Raw genomic sequence first — 24,474 nt, 5'->3', positions numbered from 1 at the left:
TTTTCTTTGCGCGCATGTTCGCTGCCGCGCTACCACTGGAATCGCACACCCGCCGAGCCGCTGATTTCCTCGTAGCGTTCATCGCTGATGTCGCTACCCAGGCGCAACCAGGCATTCCAGCCGTGGCCGAAGTTGCCCTGCACGCCCACATCCACCGTGGGCAGCGATTTGGGCACCAGGTGGTCGACCTCGTCGTTGTTGAACTGGATCGCGGTGTTGCCCGCGCGTCGCCACCAGTTCACTTCCACGAACGGCGAGAAGCCACCGGGCTTGTCCGGCACCCCGTACAGGCGTGCGCCAATCCGTGCGACCCAGTCCGAACGAGTCAGGTCGACAATCTGTGTATGGCTTCTGTCGATCAGGCTGTCCGTGTCCAGATTCACCCGCACGTACTGCAATTGCGGCTGCAGCACGATGCGCTTGCCCAGGGCGATGGCGTAACCGGCTTCCAGCGAGGCCGCCCAACCGCTGGCGTCATAGTCGGCGCGATAACCGGCACTGCCCTCGACCTCGTTGTCGAAGCGGTTGTACTGCACCCAGCCATCCACGTAGGCGCCGAGCATCGTTTCCGGATTGCCCAGCCAGGTGGCATAGACACCCAGCCCATAGCCAGTGGTCCGGGCATTGCCACGCGCCGGATTGACGACCGCCTGGGTGTCGGTGTCGGCCTGGCCGTATTGCAGGAAAGGACCCACGCGCAGCACGCCGCCGCCAGTGCCGCGACGGCGCATCAGATCCACGCCGGTCTGGAAGCGCCAGCTGTTGCTGCGCAGTTGCACCAGGCCGTCACCGGTCTGGGTGTTGGCTTCCGCCGCGTGCACGTTGGCCCACAGTGGTCCGCGTTCCTCGTCGTCGCTGTCCAGGGTCGGGTCCGGTTCGCCTTGGCGTTGATGCAACGTATGCACCAGCATGCGTTCGGCGAGGAAGCGATTGCCGACAAAGCCGCCAATCTCCGGCCGCAGGATGGGCAGTGGACGCTCAGGCTCGCTGGATTCGCTGCGCAGGTACCAGTCGCCGTCACGCGGGTTGCTCAGGCCACCGTGAAAAAGCAGGTACTCGTGCGAGCCGGCCACTACGCGGTTCAACAGGCCAAAGGCGCCCGCCTCGGACACGCCGCCGGGTGCGACATCGACCACGCGGATGCCGTCGCCGTTGGTGACCTGACCTGCGCCACCGCCCACCGCGGTGACCTGCAAGCCGGTCATGCCACCCGCATCGCCGCGGGTGACGCCATCCACCACCAGTTGGTCGGATTGGGTATCCAACTCGCCGCCGTTCAACACGGTCTCCACTTGCACACTGCCGCCGACGGCCTGGAACTGGCCCTGCTTGATTACAAGCTGATCCGCCGCCACGCCATTGAGCATGCTGATCGTGCCGGCATTGACCAGATTGCCGACGATGGTGAAGACCGCATCCGGTTCGCTCGCCAGTGCGGGCAAGGCATTGCCCACCCCAATGAAGCCCTGGTTGGTGACCGCGCCGATGATCGAACCATAGCCGCCCAGCGATGCGCCGCTCGCCACGCCCACCGGACCGTTGCGCAATACCGCCTTGGGATGGGCGCTGTCACCCACCACCAGGCTGCCCTCGCGTACCTGGGTGCCGCCGGTGTGGCTGCCGCCGTAGTTGAGGATCAACACGCCGTCGCCCAGCTTGAGCAGGCTGCCGTTGCCATCGATGTTGCGGCTCAGCTTGTTGCGCGTACCGACGGTCTGGATTACACCGTTACCCGCTTGTATGTGCAGGGCGCGATCGGAATCGAAGGACGCGGTCAGCCGCAGGGATCCGCCGTCGAAGAAGACCCCACCGCTGGCCGCGCCCAGTGCCGAATCCTGGGCCACGCTGAGCGTGCCACCCTGCAGGAACGTGCCACCGCCGTAGCTGTTCTGGCCACTGAGCGTGACCACACCACTTCCCAATTGCCGCACGCCACCGCTTCCGCGGATGACGCCGCTGAAGTCCAGGGTGCCGCTGCGGAAAAAGGCCAGCTCGCCATTGTTGAGCACATCGCCGCGCACGCTGCCGGTGCTGCCGCCGTTGCCCAACCGCAGCTGCCCGGCACTGATGGTGGTACCACCGGTGTACTGATGATCCGCGCTCAACACCAAGGTGTTGTTTTGCAGCTTGAGCAGCGCGCCGCTGCCGGTGATCACGCCTTCGTGCAGTACGGTGTCGGTGCGGTTGAAGATCAGTTCGCCCTGATTGGCGATGTCACCCAGCACGCTACCGGTGGTGCTGCCTTGTCCCAGCATCAGCTTGCCCGCGGCGATGGTGGTGCCGCCGCTGTAGCCCTGATTGCGCGACAGTGTCAGCAGGCCAGGCCCTTGCTGGGTCACATGGCCAGTGCCGACGATGGTGCCGGCGAAGGTCAGATCGTCACTGCGCGAAAATACCAAGTGCCCTTGATTGCTGATGTCGCCCAGCACGCTACCGTGGGTGCCGCCATCGCCTATCTGCAGCGTGCCCGCCTCGATGGCGGTGTTGCCTGCGTACTCATTCTCGCCAGTCAGAATCAGCCGACCGCCGCCCTGCTTGATCAGCCCGCCCTCACCGGTGATGGCTTGCGCCACGGTGCCGTTGAAGCCTTGCGTGTCGAAGCGACCGGCGCTGTTCAACACGATCTGGCGACCCGTCCCCGGATTGAAATCCGCACCCCAGCGCAGGGTGCCGCCAGCAAACACGATGGCCGCATCAGCATTGCCCAGATTGGCATCACGGCTGACCTGCAGCACGCCGCGCGCAAGAAAAGTGCCGACTTGATAGTGGTTGTCGCCGCCGAGGATCACGGTGCCGTCGCCTGTCATCGCCAGGCCGCCCTGCCCCGAGATGGCGCCACGCCAGTCCAGGGTCGTGCCGGCGGCGGGCGCCAGGCTGCCATGCCCTTTGCCAAGCACCAGCGAGCGGTTCGTCGCCATGCCGGCCGTGGTGATCAGCGTGCCGCGGTCCAGGCCCACGGCGCTGCCGGTCGTGCCGAGATTGCCATCGCTGCCAATCTGCAGTTGCCCGCCATTGACCTGCGTTCCGCCGCTGTAGGTATTGGCGCCTCCCAGAATCAGCCGGCCACGATCACTCTTGATGAGCTTCGCCGCGCCTGCCGCCCCATCGACGATCGCCGCATCGATGCGGGCCTCGATGTCCTGGTCCACGCGGATGATGGTCTCGCTGTCATCGGCGGTGATCCGCGACGCGTCACCGGCTGCGTTGACCACCTCGTAGCCGCCTACACGGAACTGCATGCCGGAGATGTTCACATCCGAACCCAGCGTCACCGTGCCAGCGCTGCCGCCAAACACCGCGAATCCACTTTGCCAGGAGACATTGGAAGCGCCGTCCAGACTGGTCCAGTGCGATTGGCTGTCGTCCCAGACCGCCGTACCACCGTCGATCTGGCCATCACCCACTACATCGCTGCCATCCCAGAATTGCAAGGCAAAGCCGCCGCGGCTGACCACCAGGTTCACTTCCGATCCGATGGAGGTCTGCACCACCGCATCGCCCTGGGTTGTGCCAGCCGGCAAGTTGCCCAGCTGCAAACCGTTGTTGGTCAACGTGCCGCCGTAGTTGAACAACCGGTAGACGCCGTTGCCGAAGCCGCCCAGATCGGTGACATCCAGCGTCCCATCCAGGGTGAGGTTGCCTTGCACCTGCACCAGATCATTGATGCCGCCGCCGACCACGTCGGCCTGGCCGAGCTCGTAGTCCAGGCGTGAGCCGGTGTGCAGGAGCAACTCGCCCAGTGTCAACGTGCCGGCGCTGCTGCCCGGCGCCAGATGGCCGCCGTCGGCAATGTCCACGCGTCCGGCAATCGCACCACTGCCGCCCAGCGTACTGCCGTTCTGGACCTGCACCGCGCCTTGCAGACGGCCTTCTACCCGCAGGCCACCGGCGGCCACGGTAGTCAGCCCGGTGTAGCTGTGATCGGCGGTCAGCACCAGCGTGCCTTGACCTTGCTGGCTCACGCTACCCGCGCCGGTGATGACCCCATCGAAGCGCAGATCATCATCACGGGCAAACACCAGCCGCGCGCGATTGTCGATGTCGCCGCCAAGGCTGCCTTGCAAGCCCTGGCCAATCTGCAAGGTGCCGGCGCTGATGAGGGTGCCGCCGCTGTAGGAGTTCTGCGCGGTCAGGATCAGGGTGCCGGCGCCGCGTTGCTCCACACTGCCCGCGCCCGAGATCAGTCCCGCGTGCAGCAACGTATCACCACGTTGGAAAATCAGCTGGCTCTGGTTGTCGATTTCCCCCGTCAGTGCGCCACTGCTGCCGCCGTTGCCGATGCGCAGGCTGCCAGCGGCGATGGTGGTGATGCCGCTCTGATTGACCGTTCCCAACAAGGTCAACATGCCCGGTCCCTGCTGCGTCAGCGCGCCTGTACCGCTGATCTGACCGGCGTACACGACTTCGTTGCTGCGATTGAAGATCAGCTGACCCTGATTGACGATGTTGCCGACCACGCCACCGGCCACACCCCCATCGCCCAGGCGCAAGCGACTGCCTTGCGCAATCGTGGTGCCGCCGGTGTAGCTGTGATTGGCGGTGAAGGTGAGTGTTCCGGTCCCGGCCTGGGTGACCGCACCACTGCCGCTGATCACCCCGGCAAAACCGAAGTCATCGCTGCGCAGGAACGTCAGCGCTGCATGGTTGGTGACGTTGCCCAGCACCGAGCCGCTGCTCGCGCCATCGCCCAGTTGCAGCGTTCCCGCACTGATGGTCGTGCCGCCCGTGTAGGTATGATTGCCACTGAGGATCAGCGTGCCCGGCCCCTGCTGGGTCAGCGCACCGCTGCCACTGATTACGCCGTCGTAGCCCACCGTATTGCTACGCGCGATCACCAACTGGCCGTTGTTCAACACATTGCCGAGAATTGCGCCGGTGCTGCCGCCTGCACCCACCTGCAAGGTCCCGGCCAGGATCTGGGTGCCGCCCAGATAGCCGTTGTTGCCGCTCAGCAGCAAGCTGCCACTGCCACTCTTGGTCAGGCCGCCCGCACCTTGGATGGCGTTGTCGATACGCAGCGTGTTGGCTTGCGTGTTGATTTGCGCGCCGACGGCTTCGATCTGCACGCTACGATTGGCGGCAAGCGCAAAGCTGGCATCTGCACGCAGGATGCCGCCGGCCAAGGTCAAGGCACCGGTCGGCGCGCCCAGACTGGCGTCGCCGTCGATAGCCAGCACGCCATCCACCAGGCGGGTGCCACCGGCGTAGCTGTTGTTGCCGTTCAACACGAGAGTGCCGGCGCCGATCTTCTCGACGCCGCCGGCGCCACTCAGCACACCATTGAGAGTGAGCGCGGTAGAGGCATCGGGCGCGAAGCGCGCGCCTTCCTCGTTCAGAACAAACGCGCGCCCGCTGCTGATGCTGGCGCCGGTGGCCAACGTGGCGCCGGACACGATCACACCTGCGCCGGCCGCACCCAGCGCTGCGTCCTGGTTGATGCGCAGCACGCCATCGCGGATCTCCGTGCCGCCGCCATGGCTGTTGGCGCTGTTCAACACCAGGGTACCCAGATCCGTCTTGATCAGACGTGAGGCGGCGCCGCCGTCGCGCAGTCCGACATTGAGCGTGGCCGTGACGCCAGGGTCCACCCGCATGACCGTCTCTGCGCTGCCGGCTTGAAGTTGGAAGCCGTTGCCGGCGACGACATAACCATCGGTACGGAACTGCGCACCGGTCAGGGTGGTGTCCTGCCCCAGGGTGACCGTGCCGGCCGCGCCCTGGAACACGGCAAAGCCGTTCTGCCAGGACGCATTGACCTCGCCATCGGCATTGGTCCAGCGCGTATCCACGCCGTTCCACACCGCGCTGCCACCATCGATGGCGTTGTTGCTGGTGACGTTGGGGCCGTCCCAGAACTGCACGCCGAAGCCGCCGCGGGTCACGATCAGGTTGATCTGGTTGGCGATGCTGGTCTGCACCAGCAACTCACCGGCCGACACGCCTGAAGGCAGCGTGCCGAAGACCAGGCCATTGTCGGTCAGGCTGCCGCCGTAATCGAACAGGCGATAGACGCCATCCCCGAAGCCGCCCAGATCGCTGATCGACAACGCGCCATCCAGTTGCAGATTGCCTGCCACTGTCACCAGATCATTGACGCCGCCGCCGATCACGCCGGCCAGCCCCAGTTCGTAATTCAACTGCGAACCCGGATTGAGCAGCAGCGATCCGACACTCAACGTGCCCGGGCTGGTGCCTGGCGCCAACACGCCACCATCGGCCACGGTGACGTTGCCGGCAATCGAACCCGTGCCACCCAGCAGGGCGGCGTTGTTGACCTGCGCAGCGCCTGCCAAGGAGCCGGTGACCCACAGGCTGCCCTGCGCCACCGTGGTCAGACCGGTGAAGCTGTTGGCGCCGGACAGGGTCAGGCTGCCGCTGCCCTGCTGGGTCAGGCTGCCGGATCCGCTGATGACGCCCGCGTAGTTGACCGCATCGCTGTGATTCACCACCAGCGCGCCCTGGTTGCTGATGTTGCCGGCAATCCTGCCGTCCACCCCGCCATCGCCCAATTGCAAGGTGCCGCCGCTGATTGTGGTGCCGCCGGTATAGGTGTGATCGCCAGTGAGGATGAGCGTGCCCGGGCCGGCCTGGGTGAACGAGCCACTGCCGCTGATCCAGCCGCCGTAGCTGAGGGTGCCGCTGCGATTCACCACCACCGCCCCTTGATTGACGATGTCACCCAGGATGCTGCCAGTAGCACCGCCATTGCCGAACTGCAAAGTGCCTGCAGCCACGGTGGTGCCACCGGCATAGGTGTTGTTGGCGGTCAGGATCAGGGTGCCGCTGCCTTCCTTCCACAGGCCTGCTTCCCCACTCACCACACCGCTGGCAATAACGGTGTTGGCCTGGGTGTCGACGGAGTCATAGGTCGTCGCACCGGCCAGCACCACGTCGCGCGCCAGGGTGAAGTTGCTCGCCAGGCGCAGGCGGCTGCCATTCCCGAGCAGGAGTTGGCCCGCCGCAGCGCCCAGGTTGCCGTCGCTGGATACCACCAGCGTGCTGCCAGCGCGCACCTGCGTGCCGCCTGCGTAACTGTTGACACCACTGAGCGTAAGCGTGCCGCCGCCGACGACTGCGACTTGACCGCTGCCGCTGATGTTGCCAGCAAAGCCGTACGCACCTGTGCGATTGAACAGGAGGCTGGCATTGTTGAGCACATTGCCGGTGATGCTGCCGGTCGCGCCACCATTACCCACCTGCAGGATGCCCGCGCTGATCGTGGTGCCGCCGGCGTAAGTATTGTCTGCCGCGAGGATGGTGCGGCCCGCGCCCAACTTGGTCAGCCCGCCCGCACCGCTCAGCGTGCCATTGAACGTCGCCACGCCTGCCGTCTCCAGACTGCCGCCAGTCGCATTCACGATCAGCGAGCGGCTGCTCTGGAAGCCGTCACCCGTGCGCAGGATGCCGCCGTTGAAAGTCAGCGCGCCGCTGGCCGCACCCAGCCGATTGTCCGCCAGCACGTCCACCGTTCCGGCGTTGAGGAAGGTGCCGCCGCTGTAGCTGTTGACGGCATTGAGCTGGAGTGCGCCCGCGCCTGCCTGCGTCAAGGATCCGGTGCCACTGATCGTCGCATCCATCACCACTTGATTGGAGCGATTGACCACCACCGCGCCGTTGTTCACCACGTCTCCCATCAGGCTTCCGCTGGTGCCGCCATTGCCCAGTTGCAGCGTGCCCGCCTCCACCGTGGTTCCGCCGGAGTAGCTGTTGCTGGCTGTCAGGATCAGCGTGCCAGCTCCGCGTTTTTCGAGCGCGCCGGCGCCGGAGATGACGCCGCCCAGGGTCAGATTGACGGCCGCGGCCGGTGCGAAGGCGCCGCCATTGGCCAACAGTTGGATCGTTCGATTCGTGCTGAAGCTGCTGGTGGTGGCCAGCGTTCCGCCGTCGAGGGACACGGTTCCGGCCGCCGCACCCAGGGCTGCATCGGCCGCCACCTGCAGTTGCCCCGCTTCGATGCGCGTGCCACCGGTATGCGTGTTGACGCCGTTGAGTTGCAGGCTGCCTTCGCCGCGCTTCACCAAGGTCACCGCGCCACCGCTGCCGTCGGCGATGACCGCATTGACGGTGGCGCCAACGCCCGCATCGGGCCGCAGTTCCAGTTCACTTTGGTTGGATCGCAACGAGAAGCCGGCCCCGTCAATCACGTAGCCATCCACGGTGAACTGCGCACCCTCCAGGCTGATGTCCTCACCCAAGGTGACCGTACCGGCGGCACCGCTGAAGACCGCAAAGCCGCCTTGCCAGGGCGCATTGACACTGCCATCACTGCTGGTCCAGCGGCTTTCACTGGTGTTCCAGACGCTGGTACCGCCGTCGATGCTGCCGTCGCCGACCGTGTCGGCGCCGTCCCAGAACTGCAATGACAAGCCACCGCGGCTGACGATCAGATTGATCTGGTTGATCACCGACGTTTGCAGCAACAGATCGCCGGCGCCAATGCCACTGGGCAGGACGGCAAAGCGCAGACCATTGTCGGTCAGGCTGCCACCGTAATTGAACAACCGGTACACACCATTGCCGAAGCCGCCGACATTGGTGATGTTGAGTTCTCCGTCCAGGCTCAGATTGCCAGCCACCTCGATCAGATCGTTGACACCGCCCCCGACGATGTTGGGTGCGCCCAATTCGTAATCCAGCTGCGAGGTGTCGTTGAGCAACAGGCTATCCACGCTGAGCGTGCCCGGACTGTCACCGGGGCTGAGCTGTCCTCCCCCCTCCACCGTGACCGCTCCGGCCACGTCGCCCTCGCCGCCCAGGCTTGCGCCGTCGTTCACCTGCACGTCGCCGGCCAGGCTGCCCTGGATCACCAGGCCGCCGGCGCTGACCGTGGTCAAGCCGGTGAAACTGTGCGCGGCCGTCAAGGTGAGTACACCGCTGCCCTGTTTGTCGAGCGTGCCGGTTCCGCTGACCACGCCGGCGTAGCTGACACTGTCATTGCGATTGAAGACCAGCGCGCCGTTGTCGACCACATCGCCCACGATCCGGCCAGTCAGACCATCGCCCACCTGCAAGGTACCTGCGCTGATCAGCGTGCCGCCCGAATAGTTGTTGTTGCCACCGAGGATGAGGGTGCCGGTGCCGCGTTGTTCCAGCGCGCCGGTGCCGGAGACAGCGCTGCCCTGCGTGTACGTATCCGACCGCTCGAACACCAGGTTGGCGTTGTTGACGATGTCACCTGCCAGGGTCCCCGCGATGCCACCGTCGCCGATGCGCAGGGTGCCATCCAGGATGGTGGTCCCCGACTGGATCACGTTGTTGAGCAGGACCAGCTCGCCGGCGCCCTGCTTCTGCAGTTGGCCGGTGCCACTGATGGCGCCGCCAAACAGCACCTCGTCGCTGCGGTTGAACACCAGCGTTCCGTCGTTGACTACATCACCGTCGACGCTGCCCGTTGACCCGGCGTTGCCCAATTGCAGTGTGGCGCCCAGGTCGATGCGAGTGCCGCCAAAGTAGCCGTGGTTGGCGGTGAAGATCAGCGTGCCCGGTCCCTGCTGCGTCAGCGAGCCGCTGCCGGAGATGTTGCCGGCATAGGTGAAGGTGTCGCTGCGTGCGAATATCAGCGCGCCGTTGTTGCTGATGTCGCCCAGTACCGAGCCGGTGGCCGTGCTGTCGCCCAGTTGCAGGGTGCCGCCGGTGATGCTGGTACCCCCGGTGTAAGTTTGATCGGCGGTCAGCGTCAGCGTGCCGGGGCCCTGTTGGGTCAGGTGTCCCGTGCCGGAGATGATGCCGTCGTAGCCCAGCGAGTCGCTGCGTGCCAGCACCAGCGTGCCGTTGTTGACGATATTGCCCACCACGCTGCCGCTGGTGCCGCCTGCGCCCAGTTGCAAGGTGCCCGCCGCAATCGTGGTGCCGCCGGTGAACAGGTTGGCGCCGGTCAGCACCAGCGTGCCTGCGCCCAATTTGGTCAGCGCGCCGGGCCCCTGGAGGGATTGGCTGAGCGTCGTGCTTTGGCCATTGCTGTCGATGCTGCCGCCTGCCGCCGTCAGACTGATCGCGCGCGTGGGAGCCAGGTTGAAGCTGGCCAGTAACTGCAACGTGCCGCCATTGAATTGCAAGGGCGCTGTCGACGCGCCCAAGGCCGTGTCCGCGCCAATGGACAGGATGCCGCCGCTGAGCCGCGTGCCACCGCTGTAGGTATTGACGCCTGACAACACCAGCCTGCCCGCGTCCAGTTTCTCCAGACCGCCCGCGCCACTGACGACACCGGACCAGGTGAGTACCGTGCCTGCCGATGGCGCCAGGCCGCCCCCTGCGCTGCCCAACACAAGCGCGCGCGTGCTCCCGAAGGTGCTGGTGCTGGCGAGCACACCGTTATCCATTGCCACGCCCGCGCCGGCGCTTCCCAACGCGGCGTCCGTCGCCACCTGCAAGCGTCCGCCGTTGATCGCCGTGCCGCCGCTGTAGCTGTTGGCGCTGCCCAGAATCAGCGCGCCGGCATCAGTCTTCACCAGCCGCACTGCGCCGCCGGAGCCGTCGGTCACTATCGCATTCACGGTGGCGCTGACGCCCGGGTCCACCCGCAACACCGCTTCAGCGCTGTTGCCCGCCAGGCTGAAGCCGCCACCCGCGATCACGTAGCCATCGGTACGGAACTGCATGCCGGCAAACGCCGCATCGGCGCCCAGCGTGACGCTGCCGGCGCTGCCTTGGAACACCGCAAAACCGCCTTGCCAGGACGCGTTGACGCTGCCATCGGCGTTGGTCCAACGGCTGGCCGTGGTGTCCCATGTGGCCGTGCCGCCATCGATGGCGTTGTTGGGCGCGGTGTTGGGCCCGTCCCAGAACTGCAAGCCAAAGCCGCCGGCGCTCACCACCAGATTGACCTGGTTGGCAATGCTGGTCTGCAGCAACAGATCCGAGGCCGCAAAACCACTCGGCAGGCTACCGAAGATCAGTCCGTTGTTGGTCAGCGTGCCGCCATAGTCGAACAAGCGGTACACACCGTCGCCAAATGCACCTGCATCGCTGATGTTGAGCGTGCCATCCAGGGTCAGCTGGCCGGCCACGCTGAGCAGATCATTGACGCCACCACCGACGATGTCCGGCAGACCGAGTTCGTAGTTCAACAGCGATCCCGGGCTGAGTGTCAGCGAAGCCAGGCTGAGCGTACCCGGGCTCATGCCCGGCGCAAGCGTGGCACCATCGGCCACGTTGACGGCGCCGCCAACGCTGCCACTGCCGCCCAACCAGCCACCGGCATTGACCTGCACGGCGCCTGCAAGCGAACCGGAAACCAGCAAGCGGCCTGCGTTCACCGTGCTCAGGCCGGTGAGCGTGTTGACACCCGACAGCGTCAGCACGCCCGTGCCGTTCTGGGCCAGGCTGCCCGTGCCACTGATCACCCCGGCATAGGTCAATGAATCGCTGCGGTTGAACACCAGCGCCGCATTGTTGACGATGTTGCCCAGCACGCTGCCGGTAGTACCGCCCGCACCCACCTGCAAGGTGCCTGCGGCGACAGTGGTGGCACCGGTGTAGCTGTTGTCGCCGTTGAGGATCAAGGTGCCGGTACCCAACTGGGTCACGCTGCCGCTGCCGGTTATCTGCCCGCCGAAGGTGTAGGTGTTGGAGCGGTTGAAGTTCAAGGCGCCCAGATTGATCACGCCGCCCAGCACACTGCCGGTGGTTCCGCCATTGCCGATCTGCAAGGTGCCGGCGCTGATGCGCGTACCGCCCGTGTGCAGATTGTCCGCCGTCAGCAGCAGGCTGCCGGCACCCAGCTTCTCCAGTCCAGCATCGCCACTGACCACGCCACTGACGGTAATCGTGTTGGCCTGCGTGTCGATCTTGCCGAAGCCGCCGGCGGTATCCACCACCACGTTACGCGTCAGCGCAAAGGAACTGGTCAGGCGCAAGGTGCTGCCATTGTCCAGCAGTACGCGCGTGGTGGCCGCGCCCAGGTTGCCATTGTTCGCTACCACCAGCGTGCTGCCGGCCCGCACCTGCGTTCCATTGATGCCGCTGTAGGAATTGGCGCCACTCAGGGTCAGGGTGCCGCCTCCCAGTACCGAGACATCGCCGGTGCCACTGATTGCACCGGAAAAACTGCTGGCGTCGGAACGATTGAAGATCAGCGAACCCGCGTTGCTGACCGCGCCCTGCACGCTGCCGGTAGTGCCGCCGTCGCCTATCTGCAAGGTGCCGGCGCTGATCGTGGTGCCGCCGCTGTAGGTATTGGCGCCGGTCAACGTCGTGACGCCGGCGCCAGTCTTGGTCAGCCCGCCCACGCCGGACAACACCCCGCGCAAGTGGGCGTCACTCGCATCGTCAATCGTGCCGCCGCCAGCATTCAAGGTGATGGCGCGCGTACTGTCGAAACCGGCGCCAGTGCGCAGCGTGCCGCCATTGAAGGTCAGACCGCCCGACGCCGCCCCCAGGCGGCTGTCTGTGCCGGCTTCCAATACGCCCTGATTGAGGAACGTGCCGCCGCTGTAGGCGTTGGCGCCGGTCAAGGTGGTGGTGCCCGACCCTTGCTGCGTCAATGAACCGGTGCCGTTGATGGCGCCATCCAGGGTGACCGCGTTGCTGCGATTGATCACCAGGCTGCCGTTGTTGCTGATGCTGCCCAGCACCGAGCCTGTCGTGCCGCCGTTACCCAGTTGCAATGTGCCGGCGATCCGCGTTCCGCCGCTGTAGGTGTTGGCGCCGGTCAGAATCAGCGTTCCCGCATCCTGCTTGTCCAATCCACCCGCGCCCTGGACGACGCCGTTCCACGTCAGGGTGACACCAGCCGCTGGCGCGACACCGGCAAAGCCACCACCCACCAGCAGGCCGCGATTGCTGGCAAAGCTGCCCGTGGCGGCCAGGCGCGCGCCGTCATCAATCTGCACATTGCCGGCGACATCGCCCAGATTGGCATCGCTGCTCACCTGCACGGTGCCGCCCTCGATCAGTGTGCCGCCGGTGTAGCTGTTGACCCCGCCCAGCACCAGGGTGCCGGCATCACGTTTTATTAGCTGCACCTGTCGGCCGGACGCGTTGGCCAACGGCGCATTGAGGGTGGCGGTGACGCCAGGGTCCACTCGAACAGGCAAGGCATCGGCATCACCCTGCAGGCTGAAGCCACCCGCCTCGAGCGTGTAGTTGCTGAGGAACTGCGCGCCATTCAGGCGAACGTTGTCACCCAGCGTGACGGTGCCGGCGGCGCCCTGGAACACCGCGAATCCGCCCTGCCACGGGGCATTGACCGAGCCGGTGCTGCTGGTCCAGCGCGTGCTCGTGTTGTTCCAGATCGACGTGCCACCGTCGATGGCACCATTACCGGTTTCGTTGGCGCCGTCCCAGAACTGCATCTCCAGCCCGCCCTGGCTCACGATCAGGTTGATCTGATGGAGCACCGAGGTCTGCAGCAGCAGATCCGTATTGGCGAAGCCCAGCGGCAGCGCACCGAACTGCAGACCGTTGTCGGTCAGGCTCCCGCCGTAGTTGAACAACCGGTACACGCCATCGCCGAATCCACCGACATCGGTAATGTTGAGCACACCATCCAGGGTGAGATCGCCTTCGACCGAGGAAAGGTCACTGGCGTCGACCACATCAGGCGTGCCCAGTTCGTAGTCCAGCTGGGAGAGGTTGTTCAGAAGCAGGGTGTCGAAGAACAGCGTGCCCGGACTGTCACCCGGCGCCAGGTGGCCACCGCTGAGGATCTCCACAGTTCCATCCAGGCTACCGGTGCCCGCCAGCAGTGCGCTGTTGCTCACCTGCACGCTGCCACCGAGGCTGCCATCCACGAAAAGGCTGCCGGTGCTGACCTGGGTTTGCCCGGTGAACGGGTTGCTGCCCGTCAAGGTAAGCGTGCCCGTGCCCTGCTTGAGGAAACTACCGCTACCGCTGAGGGAACCCGCGTAAACGACAAGATCACTGCGGTCATGAATCAAGGTGGCATTGTTGAGGATGTTCCCGGTCACCGCGCCGGAGGTGTTGCCATCGCCAATGCGCAAGGTGCCGGACGCCACCGTGGTGAGGCCGGTGAAGCTGTGGTTGCGGGTCAGCGTGAGCGTGCCCGGGCCGCGTTGAGTCAAGCCGCCACTACCGGAAATCAGGCCCGCCGCATCGGTCACGTTGTCGGCACGATGGACGATCAGCTGGCCGTTGTTGAGTACATTGCCGGTCAGCCCACCGCTGACGCCGCCATCGCCCAATTGCAGACTGCCGCCGCTGATGGTGGTGCCGCCGGTGTAGGTGTTCTGGCCGGTAAAGGTCAGCGTGCCGGGTCCGATCTGGGTGACGTTGCCGACGCCTGAGATGATCCCGGCAAATGCCGCGTCATCGCTGCGATTGAAGGTCAAGGAAGCACGATTGTCGATGTCGCCGAGCACGCTGCCCGTGGTCGAGCCCATGCCAATCTGCAGATTGCCGCCCAGCACCACGGTGTTGCCGGCGTAGGTGTTGGCGTTGGTCAGAAAGACCGTGCCTTCACCGCTTTTGGTGAGCTGCCCTGCGCCCGTGGTCAGGCTTCGCCACTCCACGTTCAAGCCGTTGGAGTCCAGTCTGCCACCGCCGCCCAGCAGCTGCGCAGGCCGACCAATGAAGAACGAGTTGAGCCAACGCAGTGCGCCGCCATCGAAGATCAGAGTGTTTCCGAGTGTGCCGAAGTTTCCCGCTTGCGTCGCTTCGAGTGTTCCGCTTTCCAAGCGTACTTGGCCGACAAAGGTGTTGCTGGCCGTCAACTGCAGCGTTCCCACGCTGCGATTGGTCAATCCACCATTGCCGCTGATCACTCCACTGAACTGCAGGAATCCGGCGCGATCGGCGATCAAGGTGCCATTGTTGACGATGTCTCCTGTCACCGAGCCGGTCAGGCCACCGCCGCCCACGACCAGCGTGCCACCGTCAATCTGGGTACCGCCGCTGTAGGTACTGGTGCCGGTCAGCGTCAGCACGTTCGACGCTTCCTTGTACAGCCGGCCGGTACCGCTCATGTTGCCCGCAAAGGCGACGTCATCCGCGCGGTAGAACACGATGCGTCCGTTGTTGACGACGTCGCCGACAATGCTGCCACTGGTGCCGCCGGCCCCGATGAACAGCTCACCTTCGCTTATCGTGGTCCCGCCGGTGTAGGTGTTGTCGCCGGTAATCGTGAACTGGCCGCTCGAGACTTTGGTAAAGGATCCAGAGCCCGAAACAACGGCGGAGAACAGTTGCCCTCCCCCCGTCTGGTCAACGACCAGGTTGCCTTGATTGTCGATAGCGCCGGTCACCACCGCCGCCTCGCCGCCATTCCCGATTTGAAGCGTGCCACCTGCTTGCACCTGGATGAGCGTCGAGTTGAGCACCACCGTGTCGTCCAGCACCAGGGTGCCGCTCTTGATCGTCCAGTTCTGGCTACCGTTGCCGCTGAGCGTCCATGTTCCGGCGTCTCGTTTCTCGAACAGGCTGAAGTCGCGGTACTGGGCCGTGCTGCCCAGTTGCCCCAGACTGAAGCTGCCCGCCACGCTGCCGCCCAGGGCAAATGTGCCGTCAGTTCCACCCAGCACATTGCCGGTGATGGACGACGTGCTTTCGAGTATCAGCGTGTTATTGCTGCCAGTGAATGTGATGCCGCCATTGGGGCTTGAGATGGTACCCGCGTTGCGCACCACATTGTTTGAGGCAAGCAGGATCGCAGGCTTCAGATCGCCAGTCAGAGTCCCACCAGCGGCATTGTTCACTACGAATTTGGACGTACTGCTGCCCAGTACTGCTGAATGATGAGCAGATATTGACCCCTCGTTGTTCACCGTTATGTTGCTGGAAGTGAAAGCCTGCACACCATCGCCGTAGGTCGCGTTCGACATGCCGGTCTTGATGGTGGCACCGGCGTGGTTGTTGACCGTCACACTGCCGGTCCCGTCGATGGTGACGCCATTGGGCGATTCCCCCACCGTTCCTGCCACCCCACCATTGACCGTGGCGTAGTTGTCGAACGTTCCGGAGGCACTGCCGCCCCAGGCGAGCGGGTGACTGGCGCCGGCAGAAATATCGCCATGGTTAATGACGTTGGCATTGGACGGGGCACCATTGAAGCCGACGCCATACGTCTGGCCCCAAACCTTGCCTCCCACTTCATTGATGAAGGTGCCATCTACGGCGCTTATGTAAGCCGATGACCCTCCACCGCTGCTGGAGATCACCGAGCCAAAGTTTCTGAACGTGTATGGCGCGATTCCGTCGACTCTGAGCGTCGTCACGTAATCCCCGCTCGCCGTCAGCGTGATGCCGTTGCTTATCTGGTAGTTGTCGCTGCTGTTGACAACAACGGGTGTGTTACTGGGTCCAATCACAGTCTGCGCCATGGAAGGGGCAGACCCACCCAGCAGGGCGAGCGAAATCGCAGTGCGTGCCACACCAGCTGACGTCGACCGCGCAGATCGCACCGTGCGTGATCGCTGGCGCTGACACGCCGCGGCAAGTTCGGAGACCACCACCCAAAGCTTCTTGGCATGGCACCACACCACCGCATGGATCCTGTTCATGGCTTACTCCCTCGTGGCGAGCGCTCCTGCTCCACTCTCCACGACGACGGCGGGACGACGCAGCAACAACAGAAATGCGCTCGCGATGCATGGCTGCGCGAGTGCTTGACCCGGATTCATCGGCGACATCAATGCGTCCGCCGTGCGCGTTTAGATCACGTCCGCTTGCGTTAATCACCAGTGATGATTCCGCACCGATTCGACGCAGCACGACAGCCGTTCGGCGGCGATCATTGCGTGCTGTATTCTCGATGCCTGCTTTGCTGGATAACGACGTCCACAAGCGACTGCTTGCACGCAGGCAGATTGCCGCCGATCGCAACCACTGCATGCGTTTTCGGCAAGGTGACCGGCGCGTTCCTGCCTACGCAACGCAAGCCTGCGCAGGCATGGGTATGATCGGCATATTCGCAGTCCCTTCGCCGACCCCATGCTCGCACTCGCCGCCCTGCTGCCCACCCTCGTGCAAACCCCGGCCAAGCCCCCCGGTTCGGCACTGACCTGGCAATCGATTAACTGGACAGCGCTGGCTACCAACTGGGGCGTGGCGCTGTTGATCCTGCTGTTTGGCCTGTGGCTGGCGCGCTGGGTCAGCCGGCTGCTGGATCGCGCCCTGCAGCGCGGCGGCGTCGAGGCGACGCTCACCGGCTTCCTGCGCAATGTCACCTACGCGGTGATGGTGGTGGTCGTCGTGATTGCCGCCCTGCAGAAGATCGGCGTGCCCACCACTTCCGTGCTGGCCGTGCTGGGTGCGGCGGGCCTGGCGGTCGGCCTTGCGTTGAAGGACTCACTGTCCAACATCGCCTCCGGCGTCATGCTGATCATGTTGCGGCCGTTTCGCGAGGGCGACGCCGTGCAGGCGGCCGGCCTTGAAGGGGTCGTCGAGGAGATCAGGATATTCCAGACCCGGCTGCGCACCTATGACAACCGCGCGATTGTGCTGCCCAACAGCATGATCACCGGCGCGCCGATCATCAATTTCACCGCCAAGCCGCGACGACGCATCGACATCCTGGTGGGCGTGGGTTACGACGATGATCTGAAACAGGCGCGCGAGGTGCTGCTGCAGCTGGCCCGGGACAACGACCTGGTGCTCAAGGATCCCGCGCCCTTCGTGCAGGTCACCCGATTGAGCGAAAGCAGCGTCGACCTGACCCTGTTCGCCTGGTGCAGGACGCCGGATTTCGGCGAGACGAAGAGTCAGTTGACCGAAGCGGTACGCACCGAGCTGATCGGCCACGGCCTGAACATCCCCTACCCGCAGCGCGACCTGCACGTGTACCACCACAATGGCGATGGCACGCCGCTCGGGGAAATCATTACCCGTTCGGTGGTGGACGACGGTGATGTAACGGCGAAGGCGTGACCGCCCACCTGGCCTAGCCGGCCAGCTGGGCCAGGTGCTTGCGGTAGTGGCGCAACTCTTCGATCGAATCACGCACATCGCTCAGCGCCGTATGCGCGGCCTGCTTGCGTACGCCTTCCAGTACCGGCGGCGCCCAGCGCCGGGCGAGCTCCTTGAGCGTGCTGACATCGAGGTTGCGGTAGTGGAAGTACTTTTCCAGCCGCGGCATCAGCCGGTGCAGGAAGCGCCGGTCCTGGCAGATCGAGTTGCCGCACATGGGCGAGGCATTCACCGGCACCCACTCATTGAGGAAAGCCACGGTCAGCGCCTCGGCCTGGCCGATGCTGACCTGGCTGTCCAGCACGCGCTGCCACAGGCCGGAGCGGCCGTGCTGGTTGCGGTTCCAGTCATCCATCGCGTTGAGGGTTTCCAGCGAATGGGCGATGGCCAGTTCCGGCCCTTCGGCCAGCACGTTGAGCTGCGAATCGGTCACCACCGTCGCGATCTCCAGGATGGAATCCTGCCCGGTATCCAGGCCAGTCATTTCCAGGTCGATCCAGATCAGTCGGTCGTTGTTCGCGTTGCTGTTGGCCATGCACCTGCCCGTCGGTTGAGGAAGCAGCCGGACCGCGATGATGCATTGCAGCGCGCCGGCGCGATGTCATGATAGCGCAGTCACCGTCCGCCTCCGACCGATGAACAACTTCGCGCACTATGCCGTCCTGACCGCCATGCTGGCGCCGGCCTTCTTCCTGACGGCCACCGCCTCGCTGCTGCTGTCCGCCAACAATCGCCTGGCCCGGATCATCGACCGCGCCCGCACCCTGCTGCGCGAACTGGTCGACATCGAAGACCCCAAGGAACGCGAGCTCTACGAGATGCGCATCCGCCTGCAGCGCCGTCGCAGCCTGATCATCCTGCGCGCCGGCCAGCTGTTGTACGGGGCGATCAGCTGCTTCGTGGGCACCAGCCTGGCGGTGGCGGTGGACACCTTTGTCGACCATCGGCTGGGTGGCCTGCCCACCTGGCTGGCGGCCGTGGGCGTGCTGGCCATGCTGGCCGCCAGCATCTTGCTGGCCCGCGAATCGACGCTCGCGGTGACGGCGATCAATGAAGAGATGGATCACCGGCACGTAAAAAAGAAAAACGGCTGATCGTCCCGACTCGCTGATCAGATCAGCGGACGATTGCGCTTGGCGCGGAAGTAGTTGGTCAGCCGGCGACTCGCCTCGTCTCCGAGCACCCCGCCCTGCACTTGCACGCGATGGTTGTGGCGCGGGTCGCCAAGCAGATCGAACACACTGCCGCAGGCACCGGTCTTGGGGTCGGTGGCGCCAAACACCACGCGCGCCACCCGCGCATGCACCAGCGCCATCGCGCACATCGCGCATGGCTCCAGCGTCACATACAGGGTGGTGCCAACCAGTCGATGGTTGCCGAGCGCACGGCCGGCCTCGCGCATGGCGATGATTTCGGCATGCGCGCTGGGATCATGGTCGGCCAAGTTGCGGTTCCAGCCCTCGCCCAGCACGCTGCCATCGGCATCCACCAGCACCGCACCCACCGGAATCTCGTCGAACTCCCGCTCGGCTCGCTCGGCCAGGGCGAACGCATGGCGCATCCAGCGCTCGTCGGCGCTGGCCTGCGTGTCCTCTGCGTGGAATTCCGGAGTGCTCATGGGCGCGATTCCAACGCACCCAGCGCCAGGCTGGCAACCGCCAGATCCGACTGCGCGCGCACGCTGTCGCCGTCTTCCAGGAACCACGCGGCTGACAACCCCGCATAAGCCAAGGTCCAGCCCGCAAGCCGCGCTGGCGGCAAGTCCGCGGCCCGCGAGACCACCTGCAACTGGCGATGGAAGCGATCAGGCCGCGTAACCGTAGGCAATTCGGGGTTGCACAGCAGATTGGCGTAGTCGAATCCCCGATCGCCCTGCAGCGGTTTGGGATCGATGGCCAGCCAGCCGCGGGCGCCGAAATCGAGCACGTTGTCGTGGTGGATGTCGCCGTGCAGTGGACGCGCCGCTTCAGCGCTTGCCAGCAGCTCCTCGGCCTGTTTCATCGCGCGCGCGAACATGCCGCCTTCGCGCTTGGCGGCCAGTTCCAGCGATTGGAACCAGCGTGCCAGCGGTACCAGCGCATCGGGCCAGGCCCGCGCGCGCGGCGCATGCAGTGCGGCAATCACCTGGCAGGCGATCTGGCTGGCCTCGTCGTCCTGGCCATGGGTGGCCATCGCCATCAACGAGGCCGTGCCGGTGGCGCGTTGCATCAACAACCCCGCTCCTTCCCGCTCATACACTTCAGCCGCGCCCTCGCCCGCCCAGTACGCCAGCGAGGCCGCGCCCTGGCGTTCGAGTTCGTCGTGCGAAACCTTCAGCATCGCCGCCACGCCACTTGCACGCCGTACCGGCAGCAAGTGGCTGGAAGGTGTTTCCAGTGCTTCACCCTCGGGCCGGAGCTGCCAGCGTTGCAGCCACGGCTCGAACGGCGAATTGCTCATTCCCACTCGATGGTGGCCGGCGGCTTGCCGCTGATGTCGTAGACCACGCGCGAGACGCCGCGCAGCTCGTTGATGATGCGGTTGGACACCGTGCCCAGTAGCTCATACGGCAGGTGCGCCCAGTGCGCGGTCATGAAGTCGATGGTCTCCACTGCGCGCAGTGCAATCACCCACTCGTAGGCGCGCGCATCGCCGACCACGCCGACCGACTTGACCGGCAGGAACACCGCGAACGCCTGGCTGGTCTTGTCGTACCAGTCGGCCTTGCGCAGTTCGTCGATGAATATCGCGTCGGCCTTGGCCAGCAGCTCCGCGTACTCGGGTTTCACTTCGCCCAGGATGCGCACGCCCAGGCCCGGGCCCGGGAACGGATGGCGATAGACCATGCTGCGCGGCAGGCCCAGTTCGACGCCCAGGCGACGCACCTCGTCCTTGAACAACTCGCGCAGCGGTTCCACCAGGCCCAGCTTCATGTGCTCGGGCAAGCCACCGACGTTGTGGTGGCTTTTGATCACGTGCGCCTTGCCGGTCTTGCTGCCGGCCGATTCGATCACGTCGGGATAAATCGTGCCCTGCGCCAGCCACTTGGCGTTGCTGAGCTTGTGCGACTCTTCCTCGAAGATCTCGACGAACAGGTTGCCGATGATCTTGCGCTTGGCCTCCGGATCATTGACGCCCTTCAGCGCGCTGAAATAGCGATCGGCGGCATTGACGCGTACCACCTTCACGCCCATGTGCTCGGCGAACATCGCCATCACCTGGTCGCCTTCCTGGAAGCGCAGCAGGCCGGTGTCGACGAACACGCAGGTAAGCTGATCGCCAATGGCCTTGTGCAGCAGCGCGGCGACGACGGAGGAATCCACGCCGCCTGAAAGGCCCAGGATGACTTCATCGCTGCCCACCTGATCGCGCACGCGCGCAATCTGATCGTCGATGATGTGCGCCGCGGTCCACAGTGTCTTGCAGCCGCAGATTTCCGCCACGAATCGGCGCAGCAGGGTCTGGCCCTGCTTGGTGTGGGTCACTTCGGGATGGAACTGCACGCCGTACCAGCGCTTGTCTTCCCGCGCCATCGCCGCGACCGGGATGCGATCGGTGACCGCAGTGACCGTCCAACCCGGCGGCGCCTTGGCCACATGATCGCCATGGCTCATCCACACATCGATGCGGGCGTCGCCGTCGTGATCGCTCAGGCCACCCAGCAGTGCGTCATGCGCGACCAGTTCCACTTCGGCGTGGCCGAATTCGCGCGCGTCGGCCGCTTCGGTGGCGCCGCCCAGCTGCGCGGCCAGGGTCTGCATGCCGTAGCAGATGCCGAGGATCGGCAGGCCGGCATCGAACACCTGCTGCGGTGCCTTGGGTGCGCCTTCCAGCGTGGTCGACTCCGGACCACCCGACAGGATGATGCCCTTGGCGCCGAACTTCGCAATCTCCTCGGGATCATGATCCCAGGCCCAGATTTCGCAGTAGACGCCAATCTCGCGGATGCGCCGGGCAATCAGCTGCGTGTATTGCGCGCCGAAATCGAGGATGAGGATTTTGTCTGAGTGGACGTCGATCATGAGCGGCGGTGTCATCCGTAGCGTAAACGGGAAGGTGGTGCTGCCAGCCAGGCATCAGCCGGCCATTGGAGAAACAGGAACCAACGTCAGCGGATGCCAGATACGGCAACGGGGAACCTGGAATTTCGCGGCGCGCATCGCGCCGTCCATCCGTGTTCCCCGTGTCCGCTTGCCATCAATGCAATCTCAGCCCATCCGATAGTTCGGCGGTTCCTTGGTGATCTGCACATCATGTACGTGGCTTTCGCGCTGGCCCGCACCGGTGATCTTGACGAACTTGGGCTTGCTGCGCATTTCCTCGATGCCGGCGCAGCCCACATAGCCCATCGTGGCGCGCAGGCCACCGACCAGTTGGTGCAGGATGCCGCCGACCGAGCCGCGATACGGCACGCGGCCTTCGATGCCTTCCGGCACCAGCTTGTCGGCGTCGGAGGCGTCCTGGAAATAACGATCCTTGCTGCCCTTCTCCATCGCGCCCAGGCTGCCCATGCCGCGGTAGCTCTTGTAGCTGCGACCCTGGAACAGTTCCACTTCGCCCGGGGCTTCCTCGGTGCCGGCGAACAGGCCGCCGATCATCACCGTCGATGCACCGGCGGCAATCGCCTTGCCGATGTCGCCGGAATAGCGAATGCCGCCGTCGGCGATCAGCGGAATCTGATCCTTCAAGGCTTCGGCGACCATGTCGATCGCGGTCACCTGCGGCACGCCGACACCGGCGACCATGCGGGTGGTGCAGATCGAACCGGGGCCCACACCGACCTTGACCGCATCGGCGCCGGCATCCATCAGCGCCAGCGCGGCATCGCCGGTGACGATGTTGCCGCCGATGACCTGTAGCCCGGAGAAGCGCTTCTTGATCCAGCTGACGCGATCCAGCACGCCCTGCGAATGGCCGTGCGCGGTATCGACGATGACCACGTCCACGCCAGCCGCCACCAGTGCTTCGACGCGCTGTTCGGTGTCACCACCCACGCCAACCGCTGCGCCCACCACCAGACGGCTGGCGCTGTCCTTGGCGGCGTTGGGGTTGTCGGTCTTCTTCTGGATGTCCTTGACCGTGATCAGGCCGCGCAGGTCGAAGCCGTCATTGACCACCAGCACCTTTTCAATGCGGTGCTTGTGCAGCAACTGCAGCACTTCCTCATCGCTGGCGCCTTCGCGCACGGTGATCAGGCGATCCTTCTTGGTCATGATGTGGCGGACCGGATCGTCGAGCTTGGTCTCGAAGCGCATGTCGCGGCTGGTGACGATGCCGACCAGTTGCCCGCCCTCCACCACCGGCACGCCGGAGATGTTGCGCGCGCGGGTCAGCTTGAGCACTTCGGCGATGGTCGTTTCCGGACCAACGGTGAAGGGCTCCTTGATCACGCCGGCTTCGAACTTCTTGACCTTGGCCACTTCGGCGGCCTGCTGTTCGGCGGTCAGGTTCTTGTGGATGATGCCGATGCCGCCCATCTGCGCCATCGCAATGGCCAGGCGGGCTTCGGTCACGGTGTCCATCGCGGCCGAGACAATCGGCAGGTTCAGCCGCAGGCCGCGCGTCAGGCGCGTCTCCAGGCTGACGTCTTTGGGCAGGACGAGAGAGTGGGCGGGGACGAGCGAAACGTCGTCGTAAGTCAGTGCTTCAGCCTGGATGCGCAGCATCGGCGGACCCGAGTGTGGGGAAGCGCGACATTCTACCGCGTTTGCCGCCCTCTTGGCACCTCGAAACCGAACGCTGCGTCTTGTAGGTCAGCCGGAAACTGCAGCCTCGGCCGCTTCCAGCGTGTTCTGCATCAGCGTGGCCACGGTCATCGGGCCCACGCCGCCGGGCACCGGGGTAATCCAGCTGGCGCGTCCGGCCGCCGCCTCGAAGCCCACGTCGCCCACCAGCCGGCCGTCATCCAGGCGATTGATGCCCACATCGATGACCACCGCGCCGGGCTTGACCCAATCGCCGGGAATCAGGCCCGGGCGACCCACCGCCACCACCAGGATGTCGGCATCGCGCACGCGCGCTTCCAGCACGTCCAGCGGGGTGAACTTGTGGCAGCTGGTCACCGTGCAACCGGCAATCAGCAACTCCAGCGCCATCGGCCGGCCCACGTGATTGCTGACCCCCACGATGGTGGCGTTCTGGCCGCGCACCGGGCGGTCGGTGTACGCCAGCAGCGTGGTGATGCCGCGCGGCGTGCACGGCCGCAGGCCGAACTGGCGCAAGGCCAGGTGGCCGACATTTTCGGGATGGAATCCATCCACGTCCTTGCGCGGATCAATCCGGTGCAGCAGGCGGCTGGCGTCGGCAATCCCCGGCAGCGGCAACTGCACCAGGATGCCGTGGATGGCCGGGTCGGCGTTGAGCTGGTCAATCAGGGCCAGCAGTTGCGCCTCGCTGGTGCCGGCCGGCAGGTCGTAGTCATGGGCATGGATGCCCACCTTTTCCGCCGCCCGTCGCTTGTTGCGCACGTACACGGTCGAGGCCGGATCACCCCCCACCAGCACCACCGCCAGACCCGGGCGCGGCTGGCCGGCCGCCACGCGCGCATCGACGCGCGCCTTGAGCTCGTCGAGCAGGTTTTCGGCAACGCGGCGTCCGTCCAGGATTCGGGCAGTCATCAGCAACACAGGGGGGCGG

9 protein-coding genes and 1 pseudogene are annotated in these 24,474 nt (G+C 65.2%); 2 read left to right on the top strand and 8 right to left on the bottom strand.

Annotated features, from left to right (window positions below; all coding sequences use genetic code 11):
• Positions 1–29: 29 nt before the first annotated feature.
• Together B5X78_RS18535 and B5X78_RS18930 are read right to left on the bottom strand one after the other, a co-directional pair.
• Positions 30–16,112 carry an autotransporter-associated beta strand repeat-containing protein gene (locus tag B5X78_RS18535; RefSeq protein WP_229730764.1) on the bottom strand — a complete coding sequence of 5,361 codons (16,083 nt, stop codon included), beginning with the start codon at positions 16,110–16,112 and terminating at the stop codon, positions 30–32.
• A gap of 210 nt (positions 16,113–16,322) precedes the next feature.
• A pseudogene (locus tag B5X78_RS18930) lies at positions 16,323–16,454 on the bottom strand (ESPR-type extended signal peptide-containing protein); the annotation flags it as partial.
• A 430-nt stretch (positions 16,455–16,884) separates the two neighbouring features.
• Here B5X78_RS18930 and B5X78_RS17350 point away from each other — a divergent pair.
• Entirely contained in the window at positions 16,885–17,820 is a 936-nt protein-coding gene (locus B5X78_RS17350; RefSeq protein ID WP_079726004.1) for a mechanosensitive ion channel family protein, read from the top strand.
• 13 nt (positions 17,821–17,833) lie between these two features.
• Here B5X78_RS17350 and orn read toward each other — a convergent pair whose 3' ends face one another.
• Positions 17,834–18,394: an oligoribonuclease gene (gene orn / locus B5X78_RS17345; protein ID WP_079726003.1), complete on the bottom strand. Its 561-nt coding sequence runs from the start codon at positions 18,392–18,394 to the stop codon at positions 17,834–17,836.
• 100 nt (positions 18,395–18,494) lie between these two features.
• On the opposite strand from orn, the gene B5X78_RS17340 reads away from it, so the two are divergent.
• Positions 18,495–18,953, top strand: coding sequence for a DUF2721 domain-containing protein (locus B5X78_RS17340; RefSeq protein WP_079726002.1), 459 nt, complete (start codon positions 18,495–18,497; stop codon positions 18,951–18,953).
• A gap of 17 nt (positions 18,954–18,970) precedes the next feature.
• On the opposite strand, the gene tadA is transcribed toward B5X78_RS17340, so the two are convergent.
• The 5 genes from tadA to folD all read right to left on the bottom strand — a co-directional run bounded on the left by tadA (position 18,971) and on the right by folD (position 24,455).
• The gene (tadA, locus tag B5X78_RS17335; RefSeq protein ID WP_079726001.1) at positions 18,971–19,477 is read right to left on the bottom strand and encodes a tRNA adenosine(34) deaminase TadA; all 507 of its coding nucleotides are present in this window, start codon (positions 19,475–19,477) and stop codon (positions 18,971–18,973) included.
• Positions 19,474–20,298: an aminoglycoside phosphotransferase family protein gene (locus B5X78_RS17330; RefSeq protein WP_079726000.1), complete on the bottom strand. Its 825-nt coding sequence runs from the start codon at positions 20,296–20,298 to the stop codon at positions 19,474–19,476. Before B5X78_RS17330 ends, tadA begins: the two co-directional genes overlap by 4 nt.
• Positions 20,295–21,860 (bottom strand): glutamine-hydrolyzing GMP synthase, encoded by a 1,566-nt coding sequence (gene guaA, locus B5X78_RS17325; protein ID WP_079725999.1) that lies wholly within the window; start codon positions 21,858–21,860, stop codon positions 20,295–20,297. The genes B5X78_RS17330 and guaA overlap by 4 nt, the downstream gene beginning before the upstream one ends.
• Positions 21,861–22,046: 186 nt before the next feature.
• Positions 22,047–23,504, bottom strand: a complete 1,458-nt coding sequence (gene guaB, locus B5X78_RS17320) for an IMP dehydrogenase (protein WP_079725998.1) — start codon at positions 23,502–23,504, stop codon at positions 22,047–22,049.
• Between the two features lie 87 nt (positions 23,505–23,591).
• Positions 23,592–24,455, bottom strand: a complete 864-nt coding sequence (gene folD, locus B5X78_RS17315; RefSeq protein ID WP_079726258.1) for a bifunctional methylenetetrahydrofolate dehydrogenase/methenyltetrahydrofolate cyclohydrolase FolD — start codon at positions 24,453–24,455, stop codon at positions 23,592–23,594.
• Between the last annotated feature and the right edge of the window lie 19 nt (positions 24,456–24,474).

Origin of the sequence: Pseudoxanthomonas indica (assembly GCF_900167565.1) — a bacterium.
In the GTDB taxonomy this organism is placed as follows: Bacteria; Pseudomonadota; Gammaproteobacteria; order Xanthomonadales; family Xanthomonadaceae; genus Pseudoxanthomonas_A; species Pseudoxanthomonas_A indica.
The sequence above is the reverse complement of the archived record's forward strand: the minus strand, read 5'-3'. Positions and strand labels throughout refer to the sequence as shown.

What these genes read in the sequence shown, in the direction of transcription:
- B5X78_RS17350 (WP_079726004.1), top strand. Translation starts at nt 16,885, where the DNA reads ATGCTCGCACTCGCCGCCCTGCTGCCCACCCTCGTGCAAACCCCGGCC.
- orn (WP_079726003.1), bottom strand. Translation starts at nt 18,394, where the DNA reads ATGGCCAACAGCAACGCGAACAACGACCGACTGATCTGGATCGACCTG.
- B5X78_RS17340 (WP_079726002.1), top strand. Translation starts at nt 18,495, where the DNA reads ATGAACAACTTCGCGCACTATGCCGTCCTGACCGCCATGCTGGCGCCG.
- tadA (WP_079726001.1), bottom strand. Translation starts at nt 19,477, where the DNA reads ATGAGCACTCCGGAATTCCACGCAGAGGACACGCAGGCCAGCGCCGAC.
- B5X78_RS17330 (WP_079726000.1), bottom strand. Translation starts at nt 20,298, where the DNA reads ATGAGCAATTCGCCGTTCGAGCCGTGGCTGCAACGCTGGCAGCTCCGG.
- guaA (WP_079725999.1), bottom strand. Translation starts at nt 21,860, where the DNA reads ATGATCGACGTCCACTCAGACAAAATCCTCATCCTCGATTTCGGCGCG.
- guaB (WP_079725998.1), bottom strand. Translation starts at nt 23,504, where the DNA reads ATGCTGCGCATCCAGGCTGAAGCACTGACTTACGACGACGTTTCGCTC.
- folD (WP_079726258.1), bottom strand. Translation starts at nt 24,455, where the DNA reads ATGACTGCCCGAATCCTGGACGGACGCCGCGTTGCCGAAAACCTGCTC.